Genomic DNA, 20,334 nt, shown 5'->3' with positions numbered 1-20,334 from the left:
CGGTGACAGCGACGACGCAACCGTGACGCGGCGTGTCTTGGCCAGATCCGGCCGACGAACCACGACGAATACCCCACACCCCGCAGGCGAGGCCGCGCCGGGGTCGATTCCACCTCCATTCGCGGTGCCCCGATCGCGGCGTGGGCCGCGCCCGAGCCCGCTCAGCCTGCCTGGATCACCGAGGGCGACTGCGGCACACCCGGGTCGTTGGAAACCGCCAGGAAACCGCCGAGCAGCGTCAGGACTCCGGCCGCCACCGCACCGAGGAACACCGCCATCACCACAGCCAGCCCACGCCGGGTGAGCTGCAAACCCTGGCCCAGCCGGATCTCCACCGGTGCCGACACCCGGGCCCGCACCAGCGGCGGTGCGGCCGCCACGGCGGGCCGGCCGACAGGGCTTGCGGGGTGGCTCGGACGCGCGACCGGCCCCCGCGTCTGCGGGACGTGTCGCCACCGCGGACGGACCGACGGCGAAGCGACCACCATCTCCTCGACCAGCATCGCACTCATCTCGCGCTCCCTTCCTCGAACATATGTTCGACGGTCATTCTTGCCTGCGATCGATCCGAGTGCAACCCCTATTCGTACAGTTGTTCCCGATCGATCGATTCGATACGAGCAGTCAACACGGTGGCTCTGACAGTTTTCGCAGGCACCCTGACAGCCGCCAGGCACCGTCGGTTGCGGTGCCGCGGGAGAGATCCGGATCCCGGCTCGACCCGGCGGCGCCACCGGGCCGGCGACCCGAACGTCGATGCCGCGACACGCTCGAACAGATGTTTGAATGCGGCACGCGTCAGCCCTAGTCTGTGCGCATGGCTGGTAGGAACCCGTTCGACAAGACCCCGCGGCGCGGCCGCCCACCCAAGCAACCGCCCAAGATGAGCGTGGGCCGTCCGAGCAACGCCGAAGTGGCGCAGCAGCTCGAGATGGCCAAGATCGCCCAGCTGCCCGACGGACCGGCCGACACCGAAGGGCTGACGCCGCGGCAGCGGCGCATCCTTGAGTTGATTCACCTGGCGGTGAGCAGCCGCGGCTACCCGCCGACGATCCGCGAGATCGGTGAGGCCGCCGGGCTGGCTTCCCCGTCCAGCGTCTCCCATCAGCTGCGCGCGCTGGAGGCGAAGGGCTATCTGCGGCGCGACCCGCACCGGCCCAGGGCGATGGAGGTGCGGCTGCCCGCGTCCCTGTCCGAACCGGAGAAGCCGAGCGGTCCCGATCCGGTGGACGAGGTCGTCGATGTCACCGGGATCGGCGATGCCCTGCCCGAGGCCGTGCACGTGCCCGTGGTCGGTCGGATCGCCGCCGGCGGCCCGATCCTGGCCGAGGAGCGTGTCGAGGACGTCTTCCCGCTGCCCAGGCAACTTGTCGGCGAGGGCACCCTGTTCCTGCTCGAGGTCAGGGGTGATTCGATGATCGAGGCCGCTATCTGCGACGGCGACTTCGTCGTGGTCCGCCAGCAGCCGACCGCCAACAACGGCGACATCGTGGCGGCGCTGCTCGAGGACGAGGCGACGGTGAAGACGTTCAAGCGCGCCGACGGCCAGGTCTGGCTGCTGCCGCACAACCCCGCCTACTCCCCCATCGACGGCAATCAGGCGTCGATCCTGGGTAAGGTGGTCGCGGTGCTGCGCCGAGTCTGAGAGGTTCGGGGACGTCGCAAGTCGAAAGAAGGCCAACCCCGTGATCGAGATTCTGAGCCCGGCGCGGCTCGCGCGAGCGCGTACGACCGGTGCAACGGTCGGCCGAATCCTCCACGAGCTGCGAAGCCGAAGCACCGTCGGCACCAATCTGTTGGACATCGACCGCTGGACAAAGAGCCTGATCGCGGCCGCAGGTGCGCAGTCCTGCTACGTCGACTACGCACCCTCGTTCGGACGCGGACCGTTCGGTCACTACATCTGCACGGGGGTCAACGACGCCGTACTGCACGGCCGGCCGTACGATTACGCGCTTGCCGAGGGCGACCTGCTCACCCTCGACCTGGCCGTGTTGCAGGGCGGGGTGGCGGCCGACGCCGCGATCAGTTTCGTGGTCGGCGATGTCGAGCGGCCCGAGAGCGCCGCTCTGATCGCGGCGACCGAACGCGCGTTGAGTGCCGGGATCGCCACCGCGCGGCCCGGCGCCCAGATCGGCGACATCTCGCACGCCATCGGCTCAGTGCTCAGCGAGGCGGGTTACAAGGTGAACACCGAGTTCGGCGGCCACGGCATCGGTTCCACCATGCACCAGGATCCGCACGTCCCCAATTCCGGCCGTCCTGGGCGCGGCTACCGGCTGCGGCCCGGACTGCTGCTCGCACTGGAGCCGTGGGTGATGGCCGACACCGCCGAGCTGAAGGTCGGTCAGGACGGCTGGACGCTGCGCAGCGCCACCGGGTGCGCCACGGCACACACCGAGCACACCATTGCGATCACCCCGGACGGCGCCGAGATCCTCACCCTGCCGTCCAATTAGTGAAGCGCCGGATCGACGCGGCCATCGCCCGGCGAGCTGGTGAACCCCTTGCCGGAGCGGCGACTCGAGGGCCTCGGCACTTTCGACGGGCACCGAGCGGGGCTCCACCGATCAGCCGGTCCTGACCCGGACCACGACATAGCCCCGCAGCCGTTCCAGCGCCGGGCGGAAGCCGGTAATCGTGACGCTGACTCGTCCCATCGTGATCCTCGACCCGGCCTTGACCGGCACGACTACGCCCGCCTCACCGGGCTTGCTGAGGCCGGGCCAGTGGGTGAGGGTCGCCGAGTCCGTGGTCACACCGGTCACCCGCATCCGATTGCCGGTGCCGATCCAGGCCGCGGTCGCGCGATCGTCGGGCCCTGTCGGCGCGAAGATCAGGCCCGCCTCCGGCGAGGGTGCCGGCACCCGGGTCAGCACCGGATCGAAACCGATCCGGGCACGGTTGTCGGCCGGTGCCAGCCGGCTCATCGTCCAGCACATCCCGCCGATGAAGATCCAGTCCCCGTCTCGCAGGCTCACCGTTGAGCCGAAACCGGACTCGTCGCCGTCACGCCAGATCGACACCTGGTCGATGTCCACCGACCGGTTGAGGTAGCCGACCCGGGCCGCTCCGAGGGTGCCCACGGTTCCCTGCACGATGGTCAGTTGCGGCTCCCTCCGCGACGGCGCCGGGGTCGGCGTGGGCATCACCGACGGGACTCCGCAACCAGCCGCGACCAATGGCAAGGCGGCAAGCGAGCCGAGGTGGAGAAGCTGGCGGCGTCCGAGGATCGTCATGCGGTCCATTGTCGGGACTACGGGTGCCAATCGCGCTCAGCAGCCGCAGGATTCCCGGACCACGAGTTCCATGGGCATGGCTTGATGACCTGATCGCTGGTCCTCGGCCAGCACGGCTCGGACAGCGGCCTGCGCCATTGCAGTGGTGGGTTGTCGGATGGTGGTCAGCGGCGGCCAGCAGTACTGCGTTTCGGCCGTGCCGTCGAAGCTGACCACGGCCAGATCCTGAGGTACCCGCAGACCCTGCTCGTGCGCGGCCCGCAGCAGCCCGATCGCCTGCAGATCCGAACTGGCGACGATCGCAGTGGGTCGCGGGGCGCCGCGCAGCAGCCGGAGGCCCGCGAGATATCCCCCTTCCCGAGTGAACGCTGACCGGTCGAGCGCACCGAGCGGGCGGCCACAGCGGGCGTGGGCGAGCGCCCAGCCGGACTCCCGACCGTCAATCGACACCTCGACCGTGTCCCCGATGATCAACGCGACGTCGCGATGATCATGGACGTGCAACAGGTGCTCGACCGCAGCGGCCATGCCGGCGGCGGCGTCCGGACCGACGCTGGCATAGCCGGAGAGCGGCACGGCGGAGTCGATCATCACGATCGGGGTGCGCACCCCGCGCTTGACGAGTTCGCCGACCCGGCTCGGTTCCCCGGCACGAGCGAGAATGAGGCCGTCGATCTGTCGATCACAGAGGTCGAGCATCCGCCGGAGCTCGATGTCGGGATCGAAGCCGGAGTTGGTGATCAGCAGGGCATAGTCGAGTTCCGTCGCCGCCCGCTGAATCTCCAGGGTGTATTCGGCGTAGAAGGGGTTGGTGTTGTCGGGCACCACCAGGCCGAGGGTCTTGGTACTGCCCAGGGCGAGCGCGCGAGCGGTTCGATTGGGTCGATAGCCGAGTCGGGCGATCGCGTCGAGCACCCGGGCCGAGGTCGCCGCTGAGACGGCCTTGGGGCCGCCGTTGACCACGTAGCTCACCACGGCCGTGCTCACTCCGGCATACCTGGCGACGTCGACCCGGGTGACCGCGCCCACGGTCACAGCCTCGTCCATGCTTCCCCCTCCGGACCGCCCAGCAGCAATGATCTACGCGGGAAGGATAGGCCTTCTCGCTCCGCCGCGCCGCTTGCTGATCTGACGTGGACCAGCACTTGCGGAGCATCAGGTTACCCGCGTAACTTCTTCGGCATCGCGCCGCGCGCAAGCGCCCCATCTTCGACCTGTTCAAGGAGTCACTCGTCATGCCCTTCTCGATCGCCATGATCGGTTCCGGCCAGTTCGCCGGTTCGTTCGCCCATCTGTTCCAGCTGCACCCGGGCGTATCGAAGGTGTATGCGGTCGACACCATCGCCGAGCGGGCCGACGAGTTGGTCGGCCGCTACGGGCTCGCCGGAACCTTCCCGTCCTTCGACGAGGCGCTGGCCAGCCGGGACGTCGATGCCGTCGCGATCCTCACCCAGCGCTGGACCCATGGGCCGCTGGTGGTCCAGGCGCTGCGCGCGGGCAAGCATGTCTACTCCGCGGTGCCGATGGCGATCAGCGCCGAGGAGATCGGCGCGATCATCGATGCCGTCCGCGAAACGGGTCTGACCTACATGATGGGTGAGACCAGCCACTACAACCCGGCAGTCGTCTACGCCCGCGCCCTGGCGGCGAAGAACGAGTTCGGCCGGCTGTTCTATGCCGAGGGCGATTACGTGCATGACATGGACCTCGGCTTCTACGACGCGTACCGCTTCTCCGGCGGCGAGAACTGGAAGGCGACCGCGTCCTACCCGCCGATGCTCTACCCGACCCATTCGATCGGCGGCATCCTGGGCGCCTGGGACACCCACGCCACCAGCGTTTCGGCGATCGGCGTGGTCGACGACCGGGGCGACGGCGTGTTCGACCGCGCGGTGAGCATGTTCGACAACGACTTCTCGAATATGACCGGCCTGTTCGAGGTCGCCGGCGGCGGATCGTTCCGGGTCAACGAGTTCCGCCGGGTCGGCTTCCCGTCCTTCATCCGCGAGTCCCGGTTCCGCTGGTTCGGCACCGACGCCAGCTTCGAGGAGATGACCACCACCGCCTACCGGCAGGACCGGACCGGTGTGGTCGACGTGTCGGAGCTGATCGAGCCGCGCAAGGCCACCGAGGCCGAACTGGCCGAGTTGACCGACGTCTCCCCGACCCTGCGGGACGCCTTCCTGTCCGGGCTCGCCCCGGTCCACGACGCGAGCCGGCTACCGGCCGAGTTCGCCGGCGCGCCGAACGGCCACGAGGGCAGCCACCACTTCCTTGCCGACGACTTCGTCACCGCGGTCAACAACCAGACGCTGGCGCCGGTGAACGCCTGGCAGGCCGCCCGCTACACGCTGCCGGGCATCTACGCGCTGGAGTCGGCCCGCCGGAATGGCGAGCGGCTGCGGATCGACGACTTCGGCGACGCGCCGGCCTGACTGCACGGCGAGCTGGTCGGTCGCCGACCGATCAGCTCGCAGCCGCGCGGACGTCCTGCAACCGCCGCAAGGCGCCGATCGCGGTCTCCCGGTCGGTGGTCATCCAGAACTCCGGCATGGAGGCACGCAGGAAGCTGCCGTACCGGGCGGTGATCAGCCGCGGATCGAGCACCGCGACCACCCCGCGGTCGGTGAGCCGGCGGATCAGCCGTCCGGAGCCCTGGGCCATCAATAGGGCGGCGTGGGTGGCGGCCACCGCCATGAAGCCGTTGCCACCGCGTTCGGCGACCGCGCGTTGGCGGGCCTGCATCAGCGGGTCGTCCGGACGCGGGAACGGGATTTTGTCGATGATCACCAGTTCGCAGGTGTCCCCGGGGACGTCGACGCCCTGCCACAGCGAAAGGGTGCCGAACAGGCTGGCCTCGGGTGTGGCGACGAACCGCCGGGTGAGCTCGCCCAGCTGGGCGTCGCCCTGGCACAGGATCTCGGCGTCGGGCAGTTCCTTGCGGCAGTGCACCGCGGCGGCCTCGGCGGCGCGTTGCGACGCGAACAGTCCCAGGGTGCGGCCACCGGCGGCCCAGAGCAGCTCGGCGACCTCGGCCAGCGTCGACGGCGCGATGCCGTCCCGGCCGGGCGGCGGCAGCGTCTTGGCGACGTAGAGGATGCCCTGCCGGCGGTAGTCGAACGGCGATCCGACGTCCAGTCCGCGCCAGCGCGGCCTCTCCGGCTCGCCGTCGTCCGCGCTGTCTCGGCTGTACGGCTCGGTGAGCCCGACCGAACCGGCGACCGCGTCGAAGTTGCCGCCGATGGACAGCGTGGCCGAAGTGAGCACGACCGGGCGCTTGGCGAAGATGCCCTCGCGCATCAGCCCGGCCACCGACAGCGGAGCCTGATTCACCTGGCGTCCGAACCGTTCCCGCTCGGACACCCAGACGACGTCGTGCGGCGCCAGCGCTGCCAGCTGCTCGGCGATGTCGAAGACCTCCTTGGCCGCCGCGGACGCCTGCTTGCGTTCGTTGTCGGAGTCGTCGCCGCCGCTCATCCCGGAAACCACCCGGCGGGCCACGTCGCGAACCAGTCGCAGGCTGTTCGCCAGCGCGCCGTCGGCGTTCTCGACGCGGGCCAACGGTGCGTCGTCGAGCGCGGTCCGGAGCGCCTCGCCGGCGTCCAGGAACTCCAGGGCGACCTCGTCGTCGAGCCAGGGCAGGCAGCGGCGTCCGACCCGTTCGATGAGTTGCGGGCTGAGTTCGTGGGACGCCGCACCGGTCACACGGCTGACCAGCTCATGGGCCTCGTCGACGATCACCGCATCGTGTTCGGGCAGCGCGGTGCCGCCGTGCATGGCGTCGATCGCCAGCAGGGCATGGTTGGTCACCACCAGTTGCGAGGACCGCGCCTGGTCGCGGGAGCGCTCGACGAAGCACTGCGAGCCGTACGGACAGCGCTGGACGCCCAGGCATTCGCGCACCGGAATCGAGACCTGGGTCCAGGCCTGGGTGGTGTGCGTGGGCGCATCGTCGCGGTCGGCGGCACCCTTGGCCTCGGCTTCGGTCTCCACCCATTCGCGCAGCGCCACCACGTCGGCCCCCACCTTGGAACTGACGTCGGTGGCCACCGCGGTCAGCGCCTCGGCCAGTTCGCTGCCACCCAGCAGGCTCTCCTGCTCGGAGCCCAGCGTGTCCCGCACCCGGTACAGGCAGGCGTAATTGGTGCGCCCCTTCAGCACGGCATGGCTGACCCGCTTGCCGGTGACCCGCTGGCAGGCGTCCAGGGCGGCCGGAATGTCCTTGCGAGCCAGCTGGGACTGCAGCGCCAACGTCGCGGTCGCGATGACGATGCGCTCGGACGGCGTCTGCACCAACTGCGCGAGTGCGGGAGCCAGGTAGCCCAACGATTTGCCGGTGCCGGTGCCGGCCTGCACCAACAGGTGGTCGCCGCCGGCCAGGGTCTCGGCGACCGCGGCCGCCATCTCGTGCTGACCGGGACGCTGGGCGCCGTCGATGCCCTCGACCGCCGCACCGAGGATCGCTTCGGTCAGGTCGGCATCGGGCATTGGATCAACCTACCGCCCGCGACCGACATCGCCGGGTTCATCGCCCAGCAGGCCGAGGTGGTCGAAGGCGGCGTAGAGCCCGTCGGCCTCGACATCGCCGGTGATGTGATCGGCGATCGCCTTCACATTCTCGGACGCGTTGCCCATCGCCACCCCCACCGCGCAGTACTCGAGCATCGGGATGTCGACCGAGGCGTCCCCCACCGCGATCGTGTCGGCCCGGTCGGCGCCCAGGTGTGCCAGCAGCACGTCGACTGCATGTGCCTTGTCGATGTTCGCCACGCCGAGATCGCCGAACAGTGCCGCCGACCCGCGTCCACCCCAGGTGGCGGCCTTCAACTGCGGAAACGTGGCCGCGGAGTCGAGATGGTCCTGGTGATCGCCCAGAACGAAGCTGATCTTGTTGACGTCGTCGCGGTCGAGCAGCGCGTCATAGATCATTTCCGGGAAGACGTCATCGACGGTCACCGTGTCGCTGTCGGCAGCGCCCTTTCCGGCGATGTAGGCCCGCACCGCGGGCAACGCCGCGGTGCGGAAGTTCGCGCTGCCGTACAGGCCCGAGTTGGCTTCGAGGTAGAACTCCAGACCGCGGGCATGCAGCCAGTCGACGACGGCCCGGCAGTCCGGTGAGGTGAGGGTCTGGTGGGCGACGACCTCGCCGTGGTGCTCGACGTAGGAGCCGTTGCCGCCGATCATTCCGTCGATGCCGATCTGCCAGAGCTCCGGGTACATCTCGGCCTTGCTGCGACCGGTGGTCAGGTAGACGAGATGGCCTGCCCGACGGGCCTTGCGGATCGCCTCGACTGCCGAGCGGGGCAGCCGGTTGGCATAGTCCACCAGGGTTCCGTCGACGTCGAGGAAGATGATGCGTGACACGGTGCCTCTCAGGTCAGGACTGGGTGAGCTAGCGGACGGGTAGGTCGAAACCTGGTCAGCGGAACTCACCGGACGAACGGCGCCAGTTCCCCGGCCAGTCCCCGGTTCACCCGCGCGGTGACAGCGGTGCCTTCCGCGGTGTGCTCCAGGGTGACGATCTCGCCGCTGGTGTGGATCTTGTCGATCAGGTCGCCGCGCGCGTAGGGAACCAGGGCGGTGATCTCCACCGCCGGCCGGGGCAGCCGCTCCTCCACCCGGCGGCCGAGCTGTGCCATGCCGTCGCCGGTCCGGGCCGACACGAACACGGCGTCCGGGTACCGGGTGCGCAGCCCCGCCAGGGTGGTCGGGTCGGCGGCGTCGGTCTTGTTGATCACCAGCTGCTCGGCGATGTTCCCGGCGCCGATCTCGGCGAGCACGGTGCGCACCGCCTTGATCTGGCCCTCGGGGTCGGGGTCGGAGCCGTCCACCACGTGCAGCAGCAGATCGGCCAGCACCGACTCCTCCAGGGTCGAGCGGAACGCCTCGACCAGGTCGTGCGGCAGGTGCCGGACGAAGCCGACCGTGTCGGTCAGGGTGTAGATACGGCCGTCGGCACTCTCGGACCGGCGGGTGGTCGGGTCGAGGGTGGCGAACAGGGCGTCCTCGACCAGGACGCCGGCGCCGGTCAGCCGATTCAGCAGCGACGACTTGCCGGCGTTGGTGTAGCCGACGATGGCCACCGACGGGATCTCGTTGCGCTGCCGTTCCTGGCGCTTGGTGGCACGCACCTCGTCCATCTCACGAAGCCGCTTTCGCAGCACCGAGATCCGGGTGCGGATCCGCCGCCGGTCGGTCTCGATCTTGGTCTCGCCAGGACCGCGCCCGCCGATCCCGGCTCCGCCGGCCGCCCGGCCGCCGGCCTGTCGGGACAGGTTGCCGCCCCAGCCGCGCAGCCGCTGCCGCAGGTACTGCAGCTGGGCCAGCTCGACCTGAGCCTTGCCCTCGGCGCTCTTGGCGTGCTGGGCGAAGATGTCCAGGATCAGCGCGGTGCGGTCGATCACCTTGACCTTGACCCGGTCCTCCAGGTTGCGCAGCTGAGCCGGCTCGAGTTCACCGTCGCAGATCACCGTGTCGGCGCCGGTGGCGATCACCACCTCGCGCAGTTCGTCCACCTTGCCGCGTCCGATGAAGGTGGCCGGGTCGGGGTGGCTGCGGCGCTGGACGAGCGCCTCCAGCACCTCCGATCCGGCGGTCTCGGCGAGCAGCTTCAGTTCCGCCAGCGCGTTCTCGGCGTCGCGCTGGGTGCCGCTCGTCCAGACGCTGGCCAGCACCACCCGTTCGAGCTGCAGGTCGCGGTATTCGACCTCGGTGATGTCGGCGAGCTGGGTGGACATGCCGGCCACCCGGCGCAGCGAGAGCCGCTCGGCCAGGTCGAGTTGATCGCCGTCGAAGTCGGTGCTCTCCGGATCGTCGGCGTCGTCGTAGCTCAGGTCGGTCACAGGTTCACTGTGCCACGAGCGACGATGACGGCGGGACCGGTGAGCCTTGCGCCGGCCGGATCCAGATCGACCAACAGGGTGCCGCCGGGTGGGTCGACCTGCCAGCTGCCGGTGTCCTCACCGGCCTCGGCGGCGGCGGCGACGGCCAGCCGCCACGGTGCCCGTCCCGCACGAGAAGGTCTCCCCCACGCCGCGCTCCCAGACCCGCATCCGGACGTGGTGGTCGCCGGCCGGCTCGATGAACTCGACGTTGGCGCGGTGCGGAAACACCGCGGCCGGGTAGCCGGGCTCGCGGCTGAGGTCGAGGGCGTCGAGCTCGCCCGGCGACAACAGCACGGCCGCGTGCGGGTTGCCGACGTCGACCGCCCGACCCGGATAGCTGCGGCCACCCACCGTCACCGCGATCGGGTCGGGTGCGACCACCGGCCGGCCCATGCCGATCCGGACCTGCTCGCCGTGCAGGAACTCGCCGTGCCGGATGCCGGCCCGGGTCACGATGTCGACCGGCTGCCGCTCGATCAGGCCCTCTTCGAGCAGGTAGCGCAGGAAGACCCGCAGGCCGTTGCCGCACATCTCGGCGATCGAGGCGTCCGCGTTGCGGTAGTCCATGAACCAGGCGTCGCCATGTTGCTCGTAGCCGGGGACGTGCCGGGCGCGGACAGCGCGAAGGGTTCCGTCACCACCGATGCCGGCCCGCCGGTCGCAGAGGAACCGGAGTTGTTCGTCGCTCAGTTCGCGGTTGCCGTCGGGGTCGCTGAAGCACACGAAGTCGTTCAACGTTCCGTGTCCCTTGGCGAAGGTGAGCATGGGACGAATTGCACCGCAGTCCGGCGATGACGGTCAAACTCGACCGTGCTGAGCCGCCGACCGCTGCGCCTCTCAAGATGATGTGAATCTGGGCACCGAGTTCGGTGCCCAGATTCACATCATCTTTCAGAGCTCGCTGACGACGACCTCGGCCAGGTGCCCGTCCTCGCCGGGCAGCCAGCGGATCCGCGGATCGCGGCGGAACCAGCTGAGCTGCTTGCGGGCGAACCGGCGCGTCCCGGCGATCGTCTGCCGCTTCGCCTCGGCCTCGGTGATCTCGCCGTCCAGGTGGGCGAGCACCTGCCGGTACCCCAACGCCCTGGACGCGGTGAGTCCGCGGCGCAGCCCGTGCTCGATCAGCGCGCGCACCTCGGACACCAGGCCGTCGGCCCACATCCGTTCCACCCGAGCCTCGATCCGCTCGTCGAGGAGCGCTCGGGGCAGTTCCAGACCGAACTGGCGGACGCCGTCCAGCGCGTAGCGCCATTCCGGCAGTGTCGCCTTCCAGGAGCCAGTGAGTTCGATCACCTCAAGGGCGCGGACGATCCGGCGTCCGTTCCCGGGCAGAATCTCGGCCGCGGCCGGTGGCGACAACTCGGCCAGCTTGCGATGCATCGCCGCCGCACCGCGTTCGGTCAGTTCGTCCTCCAGGCGTCCACGCACGACGGGGTCGGTGCCGGGGAACTCGAAGTCATCAAGGATGGCGTGCACGTACAGCGCCGAGCCACCGGCCAGAACGGGCACCACGCCGCGGGCGCGGCAGTCGGCGATCGCGGCTCGCGCCAGTTCCTGGAAGGCCGCGACACTCGCCGTCTGATCGACGTTGATGATGTCGACCAGGTGGTGGGTGATGCCGCCGCGCTCGGCAAGCGTCGGCTTGGCGGTTCCGACATCCATCCCGCGGTAGACCAGCATGGAGTCGGCGTTGACGATCTCGGCCGGACGCCCACGGTCTGCGAGCAGTCGGGCGACGCTGACGGCGAGCGCCGTCTTTCCGCTAGCCGTCGGGCCGTTCAGCACGATCAGCGGCGGCAGGGACACGCCCTCATTGTGCCGCAGGCCAACCGCTGGGCCGGCCCGCTCGACGGAGATCGAGCAGGCCACACCCCTTGGCATCACCCGCAGCACCGGGTAAGAATGGGCACGAGCCGGACTCGCACCGGGACGTACGAGAGAGAGGAGGCCGAATGGGATTCGTCGACAAGATCAAAGAGGCCGTGGCCGGCCACGAAGATCAGATCGAGGGCGCCATCGAACAGGTGGGCGACTTCGTCGATTCGAAAACGGACGGCAAGTACGCGGCCAAGGTCGATCAGGCTCAGGAATTCCTCAAGGATCAGACCCGGAAGGCCGCCGGCCCTCCGGAGCCTCCACAGAGTTGATCGGCTGATCTTTCGCACGAAAAAGTTCACTACGGATGGGGTCGGGCAATCGCCCGGCCCCATCTGCCGTGTGTCCCGAAAGTCCCGTCAGCGGACAGAACAGCGTCCCCAACTGGAGCGGCCGGATCTGGTGATCGCATCGGAGCTCGGACAGCTTTCAGTCGACGGAGCGCCATAGTCGTTCGGTGAGTTGGCGACCCCTCTGCATCGGCTTCGACAGGCTCGACCAACGGTTGGTCGCGTTGCTCAGCCCGTCCTTACCGGCGTGCCGGGAAGGTCAGCGCCGCTGGTCGCTCCCTCACTGCCCCGGGTGCCCGGACGCCGGGTAGCCGGGTTGGCCTGCGAGCGGCGGGTAACCGGGCTGACCGGCCTCCGACTGCACCGGATATCCGGCTTGGCCCGTGGGTTGCGGCGGGTAACCGGGTTGAGGCAGCGACTGCGGCGAGTATCCGGGCTGGGACGGGTTCCCGTAGCCGCCCGGACGTCCGGGATCGGCCGGGTACCGGTAGCCTCCCGGCCCACCGTGAACGAGTTCGCTGCCGCGGGCGGCCCGTCCGGCCGCCACGATCAGCAGCACCGTGCCGGTGATGTGCAGCACCAACAGCACGACGTTGATGATCTGGACCAGGCTCAGCATCGACCGCTGGATCGCCAGGTACGGGGTGACCATGCCCGCCAGTTGGGCGACGCTGAGCACTCCGATACCGCTCCACAACAGCGTGCGAGCGGCGGCGTTGACGCGCGGGCCGACGGTCGCTCCCGCGATGACCAGTGCCAGGATCATCGGCAGCGAGTAGATCAGGCTCACCCAGTTGAACATGGAACCTCTTCCTCAGGCTCCGGAAAGGCTAACCCATCCCGGGATCGCTCCCGGGGGGCGTAGTCAGCCGGCGCTGACGGTCGCTCGTCGCGGAAGTCCCAGCCCGATCAGCTTCTTCTGTGGCGTGTGCCGGGCGTCCCAGGCGTCGCCACCGCGAGTCCGGCGCAGACCGGTGATACCGCCGTCGGCGACCAGATGATGGGGGGCGGCGTAGCTGATCTCGACCATGCCGATGTCGCCCGGACGCGGCCGCTCGGCACCCTCGGGGATCGCGACGTGGACCAGCCGGTTGTCCCGGGCCCGGCCTGACACTCGCGCAGTGGCGGCGTCCTTGCGGCCCTCGCCGGCGGCGAACATCACCTCGACGTTCCGGCCGACCAGCGCGGAGTTCTCCGCCCAGGCCAGGTCGCCGACCAGTTCGACCAGCCGCTCGTAGCGCTCCTGGACGACGGCCTTCGGCACCTGGTCCGGCATGGTCGCGGCCGGCGTCCCCGGCCGGATCGAGTACTGGAAGGTGAACGCGGCGGCGAACCGGGACGCCTCGACCACCCGCAGGGTCTCGGCGAAGTCCGCCTCGGTCTCGCCCGGAAAGCCGACGATGATGTCGGTGGTGATCGCGGCCTGCGGCATCGCGGCCCGGACCCGCTCGATGATCCCCAGGTAGCGCTCCGAGCGATACGACCGCCGCATCGCACGCAGCACCTTGTCAGAGCCCGATTGCAGGGGCATGTGCAGGCTGGGCATCACGTTCGGCGTTTCGGCCATCGCGGCGATCACGTCGTCGGTGAACGCGGCCGGATGCGGCGAGGTGAACCGGACGCGTTCCAGGCCGGCGATGCCGCCGCAGGCGCGTAGCAGCTTGCCGAACGCCAGCCGGTCGCCGAACTCGACACCGTAGGAGTTCACGTTCTGGCCGAGCAGGGTGATCTCTTGGACGCCCTCGTCGACCAGGGCCTCGATCTCGGCCAGGATGTCGCCGGGCCGCCGGTCGGTCTCCTTGCCGCGCAGTTGCGGGACGATGCAGAAGGTGCAGGTGTTGTTGCAGCCGACACTGATCGACACCCACGCCGAATACGGCGACTCGCGCCGGGTGGGCAGCGCCGACGGGAACGCCTCCAGCGCCTCGACGATCTCGACCTGGGACTCCTGCTCGATCCGGGCGCGCTCCAGCAGCACCGGCAGCTTGCCGACGTTGTGAGTGCCGAACACCACGTCCACCCAGGGCGCCTTGGCGACGATGACGTCCCGGTCCTTCTGCGCCATGCAGCCGCCGACGGCGATCTGCATGCCCGGGTGCCCGGCCTTGACCGGCGCCAGATGGCCGAGGTTGCCGTACAGCCGGTTGTCGGCGTTCTCGCGGACCGCGCAGGTGTTGAACACCACGACGTCGGCCTGTTCACCGTCGGTGTGCCGGGCATAACCGGCGTCCTCGAGCAGTCCGGCGATCCGTTCGGAATCGTGGACGTTCATCTGACACCCGTAGGTGACCACCTGATAGGTGCGGGGTTGCGCGGTAGTCGTCATCTCGGGGCGACAGCTTACCGGCTGAATCGACGAGCGCCGCGGTCGGGGCGCTGGGCACCGGTTGAGCGTGACTTCGAAACCCGTTGCGGGTCACGACACGCTCGACCAACGAGAAGCCGGCGCTCCTCGAACCTCGATCCACCGATGCTGAGTCGATCGGTGAAGCGAATCTGACCGCTCACTGCTCGGCCAGGTACTGACCGGGAGTCAGTCCGGTGACCGCCCGGAAGTCATGGGTGAAGTGGGCCTGGTCGACGTAACCCAGCTCGGCCGCCAGCTCGGCCAGCGGCCGCTCCCCCGCCTTCAGGCCGGCGACGGCGTCGTGCAGCCGTCGCCGCTGGATCAGCCACTTGGGGGTGAGGCCGACTCGATCGACCACCAGCCGTTGCAGGCTGCGTTCGGTCAGCGCGAACGCGTCCGCGACCTCGGTGACCCGGGTCGCCTCGGGATGCTCGACCAGCCAGTCGATGATCCGGTTGATCAGCAGACCAGCGTCGTCCACGGGCAGCAGCGGCGCGACCGCGTCCTCGTAGGCGGCGATTGCGGCTCGGTGGGCGGCGGGGGCGTGCGGATTGTCGCCCATCGCCGTCCTGATCCGATTGACCAGGGCAGGGCCGTCCATCGACGACACCGTACCCAGGTCGACGTGGGCGTCCACCAGGTCGCTGACCGGACGGCCCAACAGGAGCCGGCCGGCGGCCGGCCGGAACAGTACGCCGACCGCCCAGCCGCTGCCCTCCAGGGTCACCTGCGACAGCCCGCGGCTCACCCCGTAGCAGCGGGCGTAGCTGTTGCTCACCACGATCAGGCAGACCGGGTACTGCAACGTGCTCTGGGTGGTCGGCTCCGGCAGCCTCCACACCGGAATCCAGTACCGACCGACCAGTTCCGTCAACCCCGGCGACGGGCCGTACCGGTAGATCGGCGGCGAGGGCCGGACGGCGGAGGTCAGGTGAGCGCGGTCGACCGGATCGGCGGGCCGGCCGATCGAAGACGGATCGGGCATGTGTCGGATTATCACAAGGCGAGCGGCCGTGCGCTTCCTAGCCTGGGTCCATGACCAACACCATCACCACCTTCACCGACCGAGCCGACCGCTTCAGCAGCATCGTGGCCGGCGTCGGCGACCGCTGGGACGCCCCCAGCCCCTGCGCTGACTGGACCGCCGCCGACCTCGTCCGGCACGTCATCGACACCGAGCACGACTTCCTGGTCAAGCAGGGTCTCGTCGATGGCGACGCCCCGAGCGCCGACGATCCGGCGCAGGCCTGGACGGAGCATCGGGACCAGGCCATCGAGGCCCTGGCCGCGGACGGCGTGGCCGAGCGCGCCTACGACGGCTATTTCGGCCCGACCACTGTCGGCGACACCATGGCCGACTTCTACGGCTGGGACCTCACCATCCACGGCTGGGACCTGGCCCGGGCCACCGGTCAGGACGGCGCCATCACCGACGACGAGGCGTCCCGGCTGAGCGAGATCGCCGACGGCTGGGGTCCCGCCCTGCATTCGGAGGGCGTCTGCGGGCCGGAACTGCCGGTGCCGGACGGCGCCAGCCCGACCGAGCGCCTGCTGGCCCGGCTGGGCCGCGATCCGCACTGGACGGCGTAGCCTCGCCGGGTCAGCGGCTCTCCAGGTACGCCTTCAGCTTGCGCAGGTGTCCGCCGTCCTCGCGTTTCATGATCGCCGCGATCACCGGCAGCATCATCCGGCGCAGGCCGGCGGCCTCGAGTTCGCAGGCCCAGTGGAGTCGGGTGCCGTGGGCGTCCGGAGTGAGCCGGTAGTGGTATTCGACGGTGATCCCTTCGGCCTCGGTGCTGATGCCCAGCTGGGTGCTCGGCTGGTAGGCGGTGACCAGGAGGTCGGCGCTGGACTCCTTACCGCCTACGACGCGGGTCTCCCGGAAGACCGTGCCGACGCCGGTGGGTCCGTCGGTGAGCTTGGTGCTCTGGGTGATGTTGTCCAGGAACGCGGACGCCCTGGTCGGGTCGGCGAGGACCTCGAAGACCCGCTCCGGGGGCGCGGCGATGTGCTGATCGAACTCGAATCCGTTCACGATGCTCCTGTCGGCTGCCGTTTCGTCGGTTCCAGGGGGACGTAGGCGTGGGTCGAGGTCCGCCGGGGTCGTCCGTCGACGACCTCGCAGTGGTGGACCTCGAACGGCGGCGCGGCGCGCAGGCCGTAGTCCCGCGGAGGCAGCCACTCGACGCCGATGTAGGCGAAGGTGCGGGCGATCTCCTCGACCCCGCCGGTGTGCCGCCGGACCACGCACAGCCCGGGCTGCTGACACCGGTAGCCGGCGGGATAACCCACGGGCAGCGGGCCGTCGACGATCAGGCAGGCGTCGAACCTGATCCGGTGATCCTCGGTGACGTACGGATCGTCGTGGCTGATCCCGACGACCGCGTCCGGGGAGTAGGCGATGCCGTGGGCGTCGGCGTACTCGGCGACCGCGTCCCACGGCTGCAGCGGCCGGCCGCCTCCGGCCACCAGGTTCTGGAAGCCGTTGTGCCGCAGGAAGAGCAGGTGCCGACCCGGCGTGCGCTCCACCCAGAACGGCACCTTCCCCATGTCGAAGCGCAGGGTGGGCGGCGTCTGGTCGGTGAAGCCGGCGGCGGTGTCGCCGAGCAGATCGTCACCCGCGCACGCCCGATAGGCCTGCAGCATGGCGCGGAACTCCGACGGGGTCATGCCGAACCGGCGGGCGAATGCCCGGGTGAAGGTCTCGTGCGTGGTGAAGCCGGCCTGGAGCGCGATCTCGAGCACATTGTCCGGGCTGACCTTGAGCCGGTAGACCGCCCGCTCCAGACGCAGCCGCCGCAGGTACTCCTTCGGGGCCTCGCCGGTGACCTGCCGGAACACCCGGTGGAAGTGGTGCGGTGAGAAGCCGGCTATCGCCGCCAACTCGGCCAGCCCGAGTGGCTCGTCGAGATGCTCCTCACAGTGGAACAGCACCGGCAGGACGCGCTCGCGATGCCTGGCGGAGGTCGTCGAGAGTACGGGCCGGAACACCCCCTCAACGTACAAGCCGGCATGTGCCCGCTCTCGACCTTCTTTGCGAACTCCGGCGGGAACGACGAGTCCGCTTCCCGGCGCCTGCTGCTGGTGACACTGGCGGGATAGCCTCCGGTCATGACCCAGCGCGTCCCGGACGGCCCGTTGCGGATCGGCGAGGTGTCCCGGCGCACCGGGCTGACCGTGCGGGCGCTGCACCACTACGACCGGCTGGGCCTGCTGGTGCCGAGCGAACGCAGCTGGGGTGATCACCGGCTCTACACGCCGTCCGATCTGCAACGGCTGCTCGCGATCCAGCACCTCCGCGCGCTGGGCCTGAGCCTGGCCGAGGTGGCGGCGGCGCTGGACGATCCCGGCTTCGACCCGAACCGGGTGCTGGACGACCACATCGACCGGCTGCACGCCCAGCTCGCGTTGCAGCAGGAATTGCTGCAACGGCTCCAGGTGCTGCGGGCGGGCAACGAGGCGGGCTGGCCGGACCTGCTGGAGGCGATCGCACTCACCCAGCGGCTGCAGCATCCGGACGCCACCGTCCGGGTCCGCGCGGTCCTGGACGGCGACGCCGTCCCACTGCCGGCGCTGCTGGACCGGCTCGCCGCCGAATCCGACCCGGCCGTCCAGGACATGCTGGGCTGGGCGGTCGTCCAGCACGGCGGTGAAGCCGCCGCGCCGCTGATCGAACTGCTGGTCAGCGGGCAGGCCGGCGTCCGGCTGCACGCGGCGCGGGCGCTGGCCAAGCTGGGTGACCCGGCGGCCGTCGAACCCCTGCTCGCACTGCTGGACGACCCGGTCGAGCAGGTTCGCGCCGCGGCGGTGACCGCGCTGGGCAGGCTGGCCGACGAACGCTCCCTGCCCGCCCTGATCGGGCTGCTCGGCACTACCCAGAGCACTCTCGCCGCGGCGGTCACCGATGCGCTGATCGACTTCGGCGACGCCGCCGCACGACGGCTGGCTGCCGATCCGCCGGCCGCGGCGCCCGCCCGGGCGCAGGCCATCGAGGTGCTGGCCCAGCTCGACGGTGCCCTCGCCCGGGACGCGCTGCTGGCCCACGCCGCGGACCCGGATCCGCAGGTCCGGCTGGCGGCGGTGTTCGCGCTGGCCGACGTCCCCGGCGAGGCCGCGGACGCGGCGCTCGCCGACGCCGCCGCCTCCGGGGACCGTCAGCTGGTCACCCTCGCTGAGCGGATCATGGCCGATCGCCGACGCTGATCCGGCGGAAGCCGGTCAGCCGGATGCCGCGTCCGTACAGCAGCCCGTCGATGGTGACGCCGGGATCGGTGATGCTGACCTGGTTCAGCAGGACGTGCCGGGTCGCATAGTCGGCGGCGGCACCGGCGACGACGCGTTCGTCCAATGACTCGGGAACACCCTCCGAGCGCGCCTGACGCAGGCTCGCCTCCCGCACCCGCTCCCACTCGCGCGCCGGGACCTCCGTCGCGGCGAGATGCCGCGGCCGGCCGAGGGCGACCTGCAGCCCCACCTTCGCCAGGATCCGGTCCGTCTCGGGTCCGGGTGCACCGGTGTGACCGATCAGGACGCCGATCCGCGGCACCCCGTCCACCAGCTGCAGGTAGTGGCTGGACGGGCCCTCCAGTCGCTCCACGGACGCCAGCGCGAGCGCTTCGCCGGCCAGCGCCGAGAGCCGGTCCAGTGCGTCACCGACCCTGGTCCCGTCCGGGAGGACGGCGGCGGGGAGGGTTGCCGCATCGAGGCGGGGATCGCCCACGGCCAACTCCGCGATCCGGCCGGCGAGGTCGAGCATTGCCCGGCTCTCGGCGAGCGCCGCGTGCTCGCAGGCCAGACCGACCAGCACGCCGGGTGCCGCGGCCACCAGGCCGTGTGCCAACACCCGGCCCTGGGCCGGCACAGCCCGCGCCGGTGGCTCGCTGCGGTGCCGACGGGTGAGCCGCGCGGCCAGCCCGCGCAACCGGGGGTCTTCGGCGTCCGCCGCGGCCCGGACGGCGTCCCGGGCCTGGGCCGAGTCGAGCTGACCGAGCGCGTTGAGCACCGCGAAGCCGACCAGCGGATCGGGGTCGTCCAGGGCTTCCCGCAGGGTAAGGACACCCGGGTCGGCCGCCGGTGACCCGATCAGGCCGAGGGTGTCAGCGGCATGTTCCCGGACGGCCGCCGAGTCCGAACGGCGGAGGCGCCGGCCGAGCTCCGGCACGCCGATGTCACCCAGGGCTTCGAAGGCGATGCTGAGCGAGTTGCGCAGTTCGCTGTCACCGCGACCCAGCTGCTCCGCCAGCGCTTCCACGACATCAACCGATCCGGTCTGCCCGGCCGCCCACCAGGCCCGGGACGCCACGGCGTCCACCGGGTCGGCGATCACCGGCAGCAGGACGTCCGCGTCGCCGGCGTCGCCCAGCTTGCTGAGCACGTGGCAGGCCTGCATCCGGGTCAGCCAGCTGGCGTCGCCGAGGGCGGCCAGCAGCAGCGGCCGGGACGCGTCGGCGATCCGCAGCAACGCCCAGGTCAACGTCTCTCTGATCGCGTGGCTCGGCTCGTTGCCCAGCCGCGCGACCAGCGCCGGGGCCGCCTCCGCGGCTCGCCAGGTGCCCAGATCGACCGCAGCACGCAGCCGCACCTCGGCGTCGGCGTCGCCCAGCAGGACGATCGCGGTGATGATGTCGGGTCGAGTGACGGTGTCGTTCATGCCGGCACTCCACCACCTGACGTCGGGTCAGGTTCAAGCCCGGTCGGAC

Annotated in this window: 20 protein-coding genes; 6 read left to right on the top strand and 14 right to left on the bottom strand. The window is 70.3% G+C overall.

All coding sequences use genetic code 11. The features are described 5' to 3' along the window. Nucleotides 1-161: 161 nt before the first annotated feature. A complete protein-coding gene (locus QM711_RS00555) occupies nt 162-512 on the bottom strand; it encodes a hypothetical protein (RefSeq protein WP_415095778.1) in 351 nt (116 codons plus the stop codon). Nucleotides 513-883: 371 nt separating this feature from the next. Between QM711_RS00555 and lexA the strand changes: the two genes are divergently transcribed. Continuing rightward, on the top strand, nt 884-1,645 hold the full coding sequence (gene lexA / locus QM711_RS00550; RefSeq protein WP_415096833.1) for a transcriptional repressor LexA: 762 nt from the start codon (nt 884-886) through the stop codon (nt 1,643-1,645). Between the two features lie 40 nt (nt 1,646-1,685). Continuing rightward, nucleotides 1,686-2,459: a type I methionyl aminopeptidase gene (map, locus tag QM711_RS00545; protein ID WP_415095777.1), complete on the top strand. Its 774-nt coding sequence runs from the start codon at nt 1,686-1,688 to the stop codon at nt 2,457-2,459. 111 nt (nt 2,460-2,570) lie between these two features. Here map and QM711_RS00540 read toward each other — a convergent pair whose 3' ends face one another. Together QM711_RS00540 and QM711_RS00535 are read right to left on the bottom strand one after the other, a co-directional pair. Continuing rightward, nucleotides 2,571-3,239, bottom strand: coding sequence for a hypothetical protein (locus tag QM711_RS00540; RefSeq protein ID WP_415095776.1), 669 nt, complete (start codon nt 3,237-3,239; stop codon nt 2,571-2,573). Nucleotides 3,240-3,275: 36 nt separating this feature from the next. After that, nucleotides 3,276-4,286 carry a LacI family DNA-binding transcriptional regulator gene (locus QM711_RS00535; RefSeq protein WP_415095775.1) on the bottom strand — a complete coding sequence of 337 codons (1,011 nt, stop codon included), beginning with the start codon at nt 4,284-4,286 and terminating at the stop codon, nt 3,276-3,278. A 188-nt stretch (nt 4,287-4,474) separates the two neighbouring features. Here QM711_RS00535 and QM711_RS00530 point away from each other — a divergent pair, with 188 nt between their 5' ends. Then, a complete protein-coding gene (locus QM711_RS00530) occupies nt 4,475-5,674 on the top strand; it encodes a Gfo/Idh/MocA family protein (protein WP_415095774.1) in 1,200 nt (399 codons plus the stop codon). A gap of 31 nt (nt 5,675-5,705) precedes the next feature. Here the strand turns inward: QM711_RS00530 and QM711_RS00525 are convergent, their stop codons facing one another. From QM711_RS00525 to miaA, 5 genes are all read right to left on the bottom strand, one after another. Continuing rightward, nucleotides 5,706-7,727: an ATP-dependent DNA helicase gene (locus tag QM711_RS00525; protein ID WP_415095773.1), complete on the bottom strand. Its 2,022-nt coding sequence runs from the start codon at nt 7,725-7,727 to the stop codon at nt 5,706-5,708. Nucleotides 7,728-7,736: 9 nt separating this feature from the next. Beyond that, nucleotides 7,737-8,603, bottom strand: a complete 867-nt coding sequence (locus QM711_RS00520; RefSeq protein WP_415095772.1) for a Cof-type HAD-IIB family hydrolase — start codon at nt 8,601-8,603, stop codon at nt 7,737-7,739. Nucleotides 8,604-8,668: 65 nt separating this feature from the next. After that, nucleotides 8,669-10,081, bottom strand: a complete 1,413-nt coding sequence (gene hflX / locus QM711_RS00515) for a GTPase HflX (RefSeq protein ID WP_415095771.1) — start codon at nt 10,079-10,081, stop codon at nt 8,669-8,671. A gap of 117 nt (nt 10,082-10,198) precedes the next feature. Then, the gene (gene dapF, locus QM711_RS00510; RefSeq protein WP_415095770.1) at nt 10,199-10,888 is read right to left on the bottom strand and encodes a diaminopimelate epimerase; all 690 of its coding nucleotides are present in this window, start codon (nt 10,886-10,888) and stop codon (nt 10,199-10,201) included. Nucleotides 10,889-11,014: 126 nt separating this feature from the next. Continuing rightward, nucleotides 11,015-11,929, bottom strand: a complete 915-nt coding sequence (gene miaA, locus QM711_RS00505) for a tRNA (adenosine(37)-N6)-dimethylallyltransferase MiaA (protein WP_415095769.1) — start codon at nt 11,927-11,929, stop codon at nt 11,015-11,017. Between the two features lie 146 nt (nt 11,930-12,075). Here miaA and QM711_RS00500 point away from each other — a divergent pair, with 146 nt between their 5' ends. Then, on the top strand, nt 12,076-12,270 hold the full coding sequence (locus QM711_RS00500; RefSeq protein ID WP_415095768.1) for an antitoxin: 195 nt from the start codon (nt 12,076-12,078) through the stop codon (nt 12,268-12,270). A gap of 298 nt (nt 12,271-12,568) precedes the next feature. Here the strand turns inward: QM711_RS00500 and QM711_RS00495 are convergent, their stop codons facing one another. The 3 genes from QM711_RS00495 to QM711_RS00485 all read right to left on the bottom strand — a co-directional run bounded on the left by QM711_RS00495 (nt 12,569) and on the right by QM711_RS00485 (nt 15,620). Further along, nucleotides 12,569-13,090, bottom strand: coding sequence for a hypothetical protein (locus tag QM711_RS00495; protein WP_415095767.1), 522 nt, complete (start codon nt 13,088-13,090; stop codon nt 12,569-12,571). A gap of 63 nt (nt 13,091-13,153) precedes the next feature. Further along, complete coding sequence (miaB, locus tag QM711_RS00490) at nt 13,154-14,614, bottom strand: tRNA (N6-isopentenyl adenosine(37)-C2)-methylthiotransferase MiaB (protein WP_415095766.1); 1,461 nt, start codon at nt 14,612-14,614, stop codon at nt 13,154-13,156. A 178-nt stretch (nt 14,615-14,792) separates the two neighbouring features. Then, a complete protein-coding gene (locus tag QM711_RS00485) occupies nt 14,793-15,620 on the bottom strand; it encodes an AraC family transcriptional regulator (protein ID WP_415095765.1) in 828 nt (275 codons plus the stop codon). Nucleotides 15,621-15,670: 50 nt separating this feature from the next. On the opposite strand from QM711_RS00485, the gene QM711_RS00480 reads away from it, so the two are divergent. Continuing rightward, nucleotides 15,671-16,225, top strand: coding sequence for a TIGR03086 family metal-binding protein (locus QM711_RS00480; protein ID WP_415095764.1), 555 nt, complete (start codon nt 15,671-15,673; stop codon nt 16,223-16,225). Nucleotides 16,226-16,235: 10 nt separating this feature from the next. Here the strand turns inward: QM711_RS00480 and QM711_RS00475 are convergent, their stop codons facing one another. Continuing rightward, nucleotides 16,236-16,670, bottom strand: a complete 435-nt coding sequence (locus QM711_RS00475) for an SRPBCC family protein (protein ID WP_415095763.1) — start codon at nt 16,668-16,670, stop codon at nt 16,236-16,238. After that, the gene (locus QM711_RS00470) at nt 16,667-17,626 is read right to left on the bottom strand and encodes an AraC family transcriptional regulator (RefSeq protein WP_415095762.1); all 960 of its coding nucleotides are present in this window, start codon (nt 17,624-17,626) and stop codon (nt 16,667-16,669) included. The genes QM711_RS00475 and QM711_RS00470 overlap by 4 nt, the downstream gene beginning before the upstream one ends. A gap of 120 nt (nt 17,627-17,746) precedes the next feature. Between QM711_RS00470 and QM711_RS00465 the strand changes: the two genes are divergently transcribed. Beyond that, complete coding sequence (locus tag QM711_RS00465) at nt 17,747-18,838, top strand: HEAT repeat domain-containing protein (protein ID WP_415095761.1); 1,092 nt, start codon at nt 17,747-17,749, stop codon at nt 18,836-18,838. Here the strand turns inward: QM711_RS00465 and QM711_RS00460 are convergent. Then, nucleotides 18,816-20,285 (bottom strand): HEAT repeat domain-containing protein, encoded by a 1,470-nt coding sequence (locus QM711_RS00460; RefSeq protein ID WP_415095760.1) that lies wholly within the window; start codon nt 20,283-20,285, stop codon nt 18,816-18,818. The genes QM711_RS00465 and QM711_RS00460 overlap by 23 nt on opposite strands. Between the last annotated feature and the right edge of the window lie 49 nt (nt 20,286-20,334).

The sequence above is a fragment of the Micropruina sp. genome (assembly GCF_047602385.1).
In the GTDB taxonomy this organism is placed as follows: domain Bacteria; phylum Actinomycetota; class Actinomycetes; order Propionibacteriales; family Propionibacteriaceae; genus Micropruina.
Note: the sequence above shows the minus strand (reverse complement) of the source record. Positions and strands in the feature narration are given on the sequence as shown.

Coding starts and splice junctions, on each gene's coding strand:
- QM711_RS00525 (WP_415095773.1), bottom strand. CDS start 7,727: ATGCCCGATGCCGACCTGACCGAAGCGATCCTCGGTGCGGCGGTCGAG.
- QM711_RS00535 (WP_415095775.1), bottom strand. CDS start 4,286: ATGGACGAGGCTGTGACCGTGGGCGCGGTCACCCGGGTCGACGTCGCC.
- QM711_RS00480 (WP_415095764.1), top strand. CDS start 15,671: ATGACCAACACCATCACCACCTTCACCGACCGAGCCGACCGCTTCAGC.
- QM711_RS00540 (WP_415095776.1), bottom strand. CDS start 3,239: ATGACGATCCTCGGACGCCGCCAGCTTCTCCACCTCGGCTCGCTTGCC.
- QM711_RS00495 (WP_415095767.1), bottom strand. CDS start 13,090: ATGTTCAACTGGGTGAGCCTGATCTACTCGCTGCCGATGATCCTGGCA.
- lexA (WP_415096833.1), top strand. CDS start 884: ATGAGCGTGGGCCGTCCGAGCAACGCCGAAGTGGCGCAGCAGCTCGAG.
- QM711_RS00460 (WP_415095760.1), bottom strand. CDS start 20,285: ATGAACGACACCGTCACTCGACCCGACATCATCACCGCGATCGTCCTG.
- QM711_RS00485 (WP_415095765.1), bottom strand. CDS start 15,620: ATGCCCGATCCGTCTTCGATCGGCCGGCCCGCCGATCCGGTCGACCGC.
- dapF (WP_415095770.1), bottom strand. CDS start 10,888: ATGCTCACCTTCGCCAAGGGACACGGAACGTTGAACGACTTCGTGTGC.
- QM711_RS00555 (WP_415095778.1), bottom strand. CDS start 512: ATGAGTGCGATGCTGGTCGAGGAGATGGTGGTCGCTTCGCCGTCGGTC.
- QM711_RS00530 (WP_415095774.1), top strand. CDS start 4,475: ATGCCCTTCTCGATCGCCATGATCGGTTCCGGCCAGTTCGCCGGTTCG.
- miaB (WP_415095766.1), bottom strand. CDS start 14,614: ATGACGACTACCGCGCAACCCCGCACCTATCAGGTGGTCACCTACGGG.
- QM711_RS00500 (WP_415095768.1), top strand. CDS start 12,076: ATGGGATTCGTCGACAAGATCAAAGAGGCCGTGGCCGGCCACGAAGAT.
- QM711_RS00465 (WP_415095761.1), top strand. CDS start 17,747: ATGACCCAGCGCGTCCCGGACGGCCCGTTGCGGATCGGCGAGGTGTCC.